This is a genomic window from Borborobacter xinjiangensis (assembly GCF_047739745.1).
In the GTDB taxonomy this organism is placed as follows: Bacteria; Pseudomonadota; Alphaproteobacteria; order Rhizobiales; family Rhizobiaceae; genus Pseudaminobacter.
In genome coordinates this window covers 96,497-102,752 of sequence record NZ_JBLLVA010000017.1, presented here as the reverse complement: position 1 = coordinate 102,752, position 6,256 = coordinate 96,497, and the positions used below count along the sequence as shown (strand labels likewise).

The window sequence follows — 6,256 nt, the reverse complement described above, 5'->3', positions numbered from 1 at the left end:
ACTTCCCCCTCACCAACCCCGCGCAAGCGCCGACAAACCGCTCCCCCAAACCGCCATATTGGATAGCGGTTGCGGATCAGCCAGCGCGAGACCCGAGGACGAGCCACCATCGTGCCGTGCTCGGCCAGTTCGAGCAGGTGATATCATCCTTCTCGGCCACCCGTCCCATCAGGAAGTTCCGGGCGGATCGAACTTGGAAATAGCGCCAGCCGCCTTCCGGCTTCGCCTTGAGGCTGCCCGTCTTGCAGTATGCCGCTATCAGCTTCACCATGCAGGAGACAGACACACCAAAATGCGACGCCGGCCCGTCCCGCGAAGAACCGCCACCGTCAACAAACCCGCGTCACACGCTCCCGAAGATCAAGCGATAGGATCCGGTCGCAAAATCACCTTCAATGAAGTGAACCACGAAATCCCCATCAAAGAATCCTTATCGATTCAGTCAGAACGCCCGCCGCTCTAAAGACGCCGGCGGCGCCTTTGAACGTCCGAATCACGTTGGCTGTCGACATCGAGACATATGGATGATTCGCCCCGTCCCTTTCTGTTTGATCTGAGGTTTTGCTGGCGGGGGCGCTTGTTCGGCAGGTTAGGCTGGTTGCCGGGGTAAGATTTGGACTTGCGCCCTTGAGCCCGTGGTCCGCAGGAGGGGGGCTTGCCTCGCCAGGGAGGGCGAGCGCGCCGCCTTTCCGCCGGCGTTTCGGGCTGTCTGCCTGTGCGGGAGGTGATGGCTTGCTGGCTGCGCAACCGCCGTGTCGTTGCGGCCGGAAACGCAAACGGCCGCCCGGATGCTCGGACGGCCGCGCTTGTTGGTTAGGAAAGTTGGTTGCGGGGGCAAGATTTGAACTTGCGACCTTCAGGTTATGAGTTCGTTTTTTGGCGTTTTCCGATTTGCACGCCACGCTATCCGGACCCCGCCGAACTCCGCATAACCCTCTGTTACACCTTGCATTTTTGACCCGGAAGACTCATCCTTTTTCGCGATGATCTTCGCTACGATTTACCCCCCAGCGCTTCCACGACGCTTCCACGGGATCGGATCGGAGATCGCCCAGATTGCAAAGAAAGGGTGATACCGAATGGCAAAGGACAAACTCACAAAGCGCTTCGTCGAGGGACTCGATAAGCGGGAAAAAGACTACATCATTTTCGACACCGAGCTCCCCGGTTTTGGTATCCGCGTGATGCCAAGCGGCAAGCGCTTCTTCCTCATCCAGTATCGTCGGCATGGCCGGACGCGGCGCGTGATGATCGGGCAGTTCGGTCCCGTTACAGCAGAGATCGCCCGCAAGGAGGCCATCCGCATGCTCGGCGATGTCCGTGGCAACGATGGCGACCCCGCCGCCGTGCGCGATCGCGAGCGTCAATCGGCAACCCTGACCGAACTGGGCGCCCGTTTCCTCAAGGAGCACGTCGCCGTTCGCTGCAAGCCATCCACCCAGGCCGAATACAAGCGTTGCGTCGAACTGTTCATCAATCCGTTCTTCGGCAAGCAACGCGCTCGATCCGTCACCACGGCCGACGTCGCCGAGATGCACGGCGCTCACGCTCATATCCCTTACCAAGCCAATCGCACCCTTGGCGTCCTGTCCAAGATGATGAACCTCGCCGAGACCTGGGGCATTCGCGACAAACACACCAATCCCTGCGAGGACGTCGAGCGCTATCCCGAACACAAGCGCGAACGCTTCCTTTCACCCAAGGAAATGAAGCGGCTCGGTGAGGTGCTGTCGCAATTCGAGGCTGACGGCTCTGAAAGCAAGTATTCCATCGCAGCCTTCCGTCTGCTGCTGCTCACTGGATGCCGCCTGAGCGAAATCCAGACCCTTCGCTGGGAGGACGTGGATCTGGACGAAGCACAGCTCAATCTCCCAGACAGCAAGACCGGCGCGAAGACCATTCATCTGGGCGACGCCTCGGTCAAGATTCTGGAGAGCCTGCCTCGCGTCGATGACAATCCCTATGTCATCGTCGGCAAATTCGAAGGTTCGCACCTGACCGATCTTCAGCGTCCGTGGCGGCGTATCCGGAAAGAAGCGGGCCTCGACAATGTCCGCATCCACGACCTGCGGCACACCTTCGCCTCTGGAGGGCTCCTGGTCGGAGAAGGCCTCCCTATGATCGGGAAGCTCTTGGGACACACCCAGGTTCAGACGACAGCCCGCTATGCGCATCTGGCGAATGATCCGCTCAAGGCCGCAGCTTCGAAAATCTCCGAGCGCCTTGCCGCCGCTCTCGGATAACGACCCTGCTCACGCCTCCGGTGCCCGGCTTTTCCTTGAAATCGCCGGGCACTTTATATATATTCCGAACCATCGGATGATTTATACGCGGAGGCAGCCATGCCAGCTACGGAAATGCTGAAAGCCACAGAAGCGGCCGTCGTCGCGCGCGTCAGCCTGCGCGACGTCAACCGCGTCATCGATGAGCGCATTCTCCCGGATACGCTCGTATCGGTCGATAACGGCCGATACGTGCTCGCGGCCGCCTGCACCCTGATCGCCTTCTATTTCGAGAGCGCCAAACGCCTGACCTCAGAGGAGCGCCTCTTCGCGATTCGCTCGGCCGAACCCCGTCTGCGTCGCTGGAACCGCGCCGCAACGAAGGCGATGCTGGCGGCCGACTGGACCGTTCGCGACGACTTCCTGACAATCGACCTGCACCCGTTCTTCAAGCGCTCTATCGAGCGCCTGGCGTCACTGGATTCAGCCCGCGATATGGTCACCGTCTCCGACGAGATCATGGGCGGCGCCCCAGTCATCAGCGGCACGCGCGTTCCTGTTCATGACATTGCTGCTGCCGTGTCTGCAGGCGTGCCGACCAAGGAAATCCTGGAGGATTACCCCTCCTTGACGGAGGATAAACTGGAGCTTGCGGTTCTCTATGCGGATGCAAACCCGTTGCGGGGCCGTCCGAAACCTGTGCTGTCCAGTCTGCCAAAAGGCACACGGGTCATCTCCGAGCATCGCGTGCCACGCCGGCGGGCCGGATGAAGTTTCTGATCGACGAATGCCTTAGTCCAAAACTGACGGAGCTGGCCCTGGAAAGGGGCTTTGGCGAGTCGTCACACATCGTCTGGCTCGGTCGCGCCGGGGCAAAAGACTGGGATCTGCTCCCCCTCATCATTGACGGAGACTGGACCTTCGTCACGCGCAATTCGGTCGATTTCCGAGGTGCCGCTGACCGCCCCGGACAGAAGGGCCAATATACTCGCGTCGATCTGCACGCCGGCCTGATTTGCCTCAATGGTCCGGACGGCATGACCCGCGATGTCCAGATCGAGCTGTTCGAACAGGCTCTGCGTGAACTCGACGCCGCTCCCGATCTCGTCAATCAGGTTCTGGAAGTCTCGCTGGAGGACGACGGATATCTGCGCGTTGTTCGCTACGCGCTTCCGGCCTAAGCCTGTGACCAGCAAAGGAACGGCTGGTCGCTACGTCAGGGCCGTTGGATGCCCCCTACCGGCCCGCCCTTGCACGAGATCGCGATGCCTCATCGATCGCGACGATTTCAGCCATCGTCGAAACGGGAGCTTGGATCTGGCGACGCCCGGCCAGCAGGTCGGCTGCTGCCTCGCTGTTCATTGCCGAAGCAAAAGCAAAGCCCTGGCCCAGCCTACAACCCATCGCCCAGAGCTGCTGCGCCTGTTCAGCCGTCTCTATCCCTTCTCCGATAACCTCAATGCCTAGCCGGTGCACCACATCGATCAGGCCGCCCACCACGATCTTGCCTGGTCCTTCCTGGCCGAGCTGCGAGATAAACCCTCGTCCGACCTTGATGATGTCGACCGGAACGTTGATGAGCTGGGCCAGCGAGGCATAGTCCCCGCCGAATTCGTGGATCGCGACCCGCACGCCGCGCGCTCGAAGCTTTCCGATCTGCCTGGGTATGGCTGGATCACGCCGACCCAGATGGACGGCTTCATCGATCTCCACGACAAGAAGTTCAGGCGGAAATCCCGCTTCGCCGAAAGCAGCTTCCAGCTTCGCGTCGAGATCGCTGACGTGGAAATCCGCAGCCGAAAGATTGAGGCCGATCGCCTTGATTGGAAGCCCCTGATCCCGCCATCCGGCAAGATCACGCGCCACAAGCTCCAGCATCCGTCGCGTGAGGTCAGCCGCGACCCGCACATCGCTCGTCGCCTCGCGAAACTCGCTCGCAGGAATGAGTGCGCCGTCATCGGCCCGAATCCGGCATAGGGTCTCGAAGCCTTCCACACCACCCGTATCGAGGCGCACGATGGGCTGATAATGCGCCTCGATCCGCCCTTCATCGAGAGCGGCGCTGACCTCGCGGACGGCGTTGATCTGCCGTGTCATCCGGGTGCCGATCCCGGGCCAGTATCGGACAAATCCACCGCGCCCAGTCTCCTTGGCGTGATACAGCGCGAAATCCGCCGCCTCGATGACGGCCTTGGCGGTCTGCTCGTCGCCGCCAAACACCGCACCCCCGATTGTCGCGCGCGGAACGATCATATGCCCGGCGCAATCGGCAGGTTTATCGAGCGCTTCGATAATCCAACGCGCGACCGCATCCAGATCGAAAAGGGCTCCGGCCCGTTCGATGATCACGCCGAACTCATCGCCGCCGAGCCGGAACACCCTGTCTGGCGCCGAAGCTTCGGCAATCCGCCGTGCAGCCGTCTTGATCAGCGCGTCACCCGCAAGGTGACCGAAGGTGTCATTGGCAAGCTTGAGATTGTCGAGGTCGACTAGAAACAGCGCCCAGGAGCCATCAGTGTCGCATGGCAAAAGACTCATCGCGGTGTTGAAGGCAAAGCGGTTAGGCAGCCCCGTTAGCGCATCGACAGTAGCGCCCCTCTCCCGTGTCGCAACACGCTCGTGCTTCTGGATCGCGATGCCGCACAGCTCTGCACAGTTCTCGATATAGGCACGCTCCGTCTCTGTCGGTTCGCGCCGCTCCGGCAGATGCACCACGAACAACGCGGCCATGTGCCCGTTTACGTCTGTGACAGGCAGAACCCAACACGCTTTCAGTCCCAGAGTCGCAAAATAATCGCAGACACGCTCGCTGCAATGACACAGCCTCATGTCGAGGATCACGGCAGGCGTTCGCATTTCTTCTTGCGTGAGTTGCACGCCGATCGGCGCATCAGTCGCCATGCCATTAACGAGCGTCCTGTAGTCGTCCGTAAAACGCGGAGCAGCCAAGACGTGAAGACGGCCAGCCGCGTCCATCTTCAGAATGCAGCAGCTTGCGCCTTCAAAGAGGCTATCGACATTCAGGCAGATTTGCCGCGTCGTATCCTGCAAAGAGGCTCCCGTCGCAATCATCCGCAGTATCTGATTTTGAACCTGCAACAAACTGGGCCCATCCCATCTCCATTAAAGTGCGACTATAATAGTCGTTTTCGTTTAATATTGCATGTCGAAAGACAGTAAACGCTAAGCAAATGAACTGGCGCGTTTTGGGGGAAAGCCTTCCCCTGCGGTCGAGCCTGTAGTCTCGACCGACCCCTTCTGCGGGGAGACCCCGCAACGCCCCCTGAGAGTGAGAGTGCGGACGGGTTTTCCGTGACGGGTTGAGGGCTGGAGAAGAGGTCTCCGGCGCCCGTCGCGGAGATCATCCCGATGGCCAGACAGGATCGCGCCGCCTTTGGCAGCGCCGCGCGCAGCAATCTTTACGACGACATCACCAGCACGATCATCGCCGAGCTGGAGGAAGGGCGGCTCCCCTGGGTCCAGCCCTGGGGAACAGCGGCGGCGAAGGCCCCGCTCGCCATGCCCAGGAACGCCAGCACGGGCCGGCAGTATTCCGGCATCAACGTGCTGATTCTTTGGGGCGCCGTGGTTCAACATGGCTATCCCACCCAGCATTGGCTCACCTTCCGCCAGGCGCTGTCTCTCGGCGGCAATGTCAGGAAAGGCGAACGCGGCACGACCGTGGTCTATGCCGACCGCTTTACACCCGAGGACGAAAAACGCCGGGCGCGGGACACCGGTGAAGAACCGGGGCAGATCCCGTTCCTGAAGCGCTTTACCGTGTTCAATGCGGCGCAATGCGAGGGGTTGCCCGAAGACGTCGCCGTCGAGGCGCCCCCGCCGCCCCCTGGCTTGATCGAGCCGCGCGTCGAGGCGCTAATCCAGGCCACCGACATCGACTTCCGCATCGGCGGTGATCGCGCCTTCTATGTGCCCGCGCTCGACTACGTCCAGGTCCCGCCTCCCCAGGCCTATTTCGAGCCGATCAACTGGCACCGCACGGCCCTCCACGAGATGGGTCATTATGCCGTAAG

4 protein-coding genes and 1 pseudogene are annotated in these 6,256 nt (G+C 61.0%); 4 read left to right on the top strand and 1 reads right to left on the bottom strand.

Features of this window, described 5'->3' with window-relative positions; all coding sequences use genetic code 11:
• Nucleotides 1-1,079: 1,079 nt before the first annotated feature.
• The 3 genes from ACLKMW_RS17735 to ACLKMW_RS17725 all read left to right on the top strand — a co-directional run bounded on the left by ACLKMW_RS17735 (nt 1,080) and on the right by ACLKMW_RS17725 (nt 3,403).
• Complete coding sequence (locus ACLKMW_RS17735) at nt 1,080-2,243, top strand: tyrosine-type recombinase/integrase (RefSeq protein WP_415725812.1); 1,164 nt, start codon at nt 1,080-1,082, stop codon at nt 2,241-2,243.
• Between the two features lie 99 nt (nt 2,244-2,342).
• Nucleotides 2,343-2,993: a DUF433 domain-containing protein gene (locus ACLKMW_RS17730; protein ID WP_415725811.1), complete on the top strand. Its 651-nt coding sequence runs from the start codon at nt 2,343-2,345 to the stop codon at nt 2,991-2,993.
• A complete protein-coding gene (locus tag ACLKMW_RS17725) occupies nt 2,990-3,403 on the top strand; it encodes a DUF5615 family PIN-like protein (RefSeq protein WP_415725810.1) in 414 nt (137 codons plus the stop codon). Before ACLKMW_RS17730 ends, ACLKMW_RS17725 begins: the two co-directional genes overlap by 4 nt.
• Before the next feature lie 55 nt (nt 3,404-3,458).
• Here the strand turns inward: ACLKMW_RS17725 and ACLKMW_RS17720 are convergent, their stop codons facing one another.
• Entirely contained in the window at nt 3,459-5,294 is a 1,836-nt protein-coding gene (locus ACLKMW_RS17720) for a sensor domain-containing phosphodiesterase (protein ID WP_415725808.1), read from the bottom strand.
• 297 nt (nt 5,295-5,591) lie between these two features.
• Here ACLKMW_RS17720 and ACLKMW_RS17715 point away from each other — a divergent pair.
• Nucleotides 5,592-6,245: pseudogene (locus ACLKMW_RS17715) on the top strand (ArdC family protein); the annotation flags it as partial.
• Between the last annotated feature and the right edge of the window lie 11 nt (nt 6,246-6,256).

Bases quoted from the DNA above. Each gene is read 5' to 3' on its own strand.
- ACLKMW_RS17735 (WP_415725812.1), top strand. From the start codon at position 1,080: ATGGCAAAGGACAAACTCACAAAGCGCTTCGTCGAGGGACTCGATAAG.
- ACLKMW_RS17730 (WP_415725811.1), top strand. From the start codon at position 2,343: ATGCCAGCTACGGAAATGCTGAAAGCCACAGAAGCGGCCGTCGTCGCG.
- ACLKMW_RS17725 (WP_415725810.1), top strand. From the start codon at position 2,990: ATGAAGTTTCTGATCGACGAATGCCTTAGTCCAAAACTGACGGAGCTG.
- ACLKMW_RS17720 (WP_415725808.1), bottom strand. From the start codon at position 5,294: ATGATTGCGACGGGAGCCTCTTTGCAGGATACGACGCGGCAAATCTGC.